This window comes from Stenotrophomonas sp. PS02289, assembly GCF_029960115.1.
Lineage (GTDB): Bacteria > Pseudomonadota > Gammaproteobacteria > Xanthomonadales > Xanthomonadaceae > Stenotrophomonas.
This window is the reverse complement of the sequence record NZ_JASCOZ010000332.1, coordinates 1-1385: the sequence shown is the minus strand read 5'-3', so window position 1 is coordinate 1385 and position 1385 is coordinate 1. Positions and strand designations below refer to the sequence as shown.

Here is a 1385-nt window from a genome sequence, read left to right as displayed (position 1 = left end):
GGCTTGCCCGGCTGCTCTTCGCGGGATAAATCACGCCAACGGCAGCCGGGCAAGCCCGGCTCTACGCGGATGCGTCGACGGATCCCATGCGTCCGCGTCGAGGCATCCCCATGCATCGGATGCTGCTACTGTAAGCCTCCAACCGGAGAGCACGGAATGCACACAAGCAAAGGATGGCAACTGCGGCAGACGCTGCTGCTCGCGTTGACCGCAATCGCAACAACAGCCTGCGCACCAGAACCCGCGCGCACGGCAGCGGAAGCCCAGACCGTCGACGGCGTGAGCCTGTCCGAATGGACCGCACGCTGGTGGCGCTGGGCCGACACGCAGGAGATTCCGCCGTATCTCGACCCGGATGGCCAGTTGTGCCATCTCGGTCAGTCGGGTCCGGTCTGGTTCCTGGCCGGCACGGATGGGCAGTTCGAGCCCCGGCGTGAGTGCGAGGTGCCCGAAGGCAAGCATGTGCTGCTGCCGGTGATCAACATGATCAGCTACGGCATCGACGGGGATGAAAGCTGCCGCTACCTGCAGCGGGGCGCGGCAATGAACAACGACCATCTGGTCAGTGCCGTGGTCCTGCTGGACGGCAAGCCGCTACCGGATGTACGCAAGCGTCGAGTCAGCAGCGACGGCTGCTTCCGCATGGATCCGGACGACAAGAGCTCCATGCTGGCGGCCGCAGACGGCTATTGGATCCTGCTCGACCCGCTGCCGCGCGGACGCCACACTCTCAGCGTGGGCGCGAAGTACGACACGCGACAGGGCGGCGATTACAGCGGCATGGAGCAGAGCTTCGAGTACGTCCTGTATGTAGGGGGAAAGGGCTACATGGCGCTCGATGAGGAGGATGCGTCGATGCAGCAGGGGAGAAGCGCTCCGTGATGCTGCACCACATTTCTCTCGGTGTGCGCGACCTTGCGCGCGCCGGCGCGTTCTACGACGCGACCCTGGCCGCGCTGGGATATCGACGTGTGTTCGAGGATGACGAGGCCATCGGATACGGTCTTGTCGATGATCAGGACCTGCTGTGTCTGAAGCTGCGCGATGACGCGCACCCACCCGGGGCGGGCTTCCATCTTGCCTTTGCCGCGAGTTCGCGCGCGCAGGTGGATGCGTTCCATACCGCCGCATTGGCCTCAGGCGGATCCGGCGATGGTGCAGCCGGACTGCGCCCGGATTATGGCGATCGCTACTATGCCGCGTTCGTCATCGATCCCGACGGACACCGCATCGAAGCCGTCATCAACGGGTAGAGCCGGGCTTGCCCGGCTGCCTTCCGCGCCATGCATGACCGGCTGCCGTTGGCGCAACCTTTGACTGTAGAGCCGGGCTTGCCCGGCTGCCGTTGGCGTGATCCTTGCGGCGAAGAGCAGCCGGGCAAGCCC

General features: G+C 65.2%; 2 protein-coding genes. Both read left to right on the top strand.

Annotated features, from left to right (window positions below):
• Positions 1-156: 156 nt before the first annotated feature.
• A complete protein-coding gene (locus QMX83_RS21450) occupies positions 157-882 on the top strand; it encodes a hypothetical protein (RefSeq protein ID WP_282298646.1) in 726 nt (241 codons plus the stop codon).
• On the top strand, positions 882-1253 hold the full coding sequence (locus tag QMX83_RS21445) for a VOC family protein (protein WP_282298645.1): 372 nt from the start codon (positions 882-884) through the stop codon (positions 1251-1253). Before QMX83_RS21450 ends, QMX83_RS21445 begins: the two co-directional genes overlap by 1 nt.
• Positions 1254-1385 lie beyond the last annotated feature (132 nt).

What these genes read in the sequence shown, in the direction of transcription:
- QMX83_RS21450 (WP_282298646.1), top strand. Translation starts at nt 157, where the DNA reads ATGCACACAAGCAAAGGATGGCAACTGCGGCAGACGCTGCTGCTCGCG.
- QMX83_RS21445 (WP_282298645.1), top strand. Translation starts at nt 882, where the DNA reads ATGCTGCACCACATTTCTCTCGGTGTGCGCGACCTTGCGCGCGCCGGC.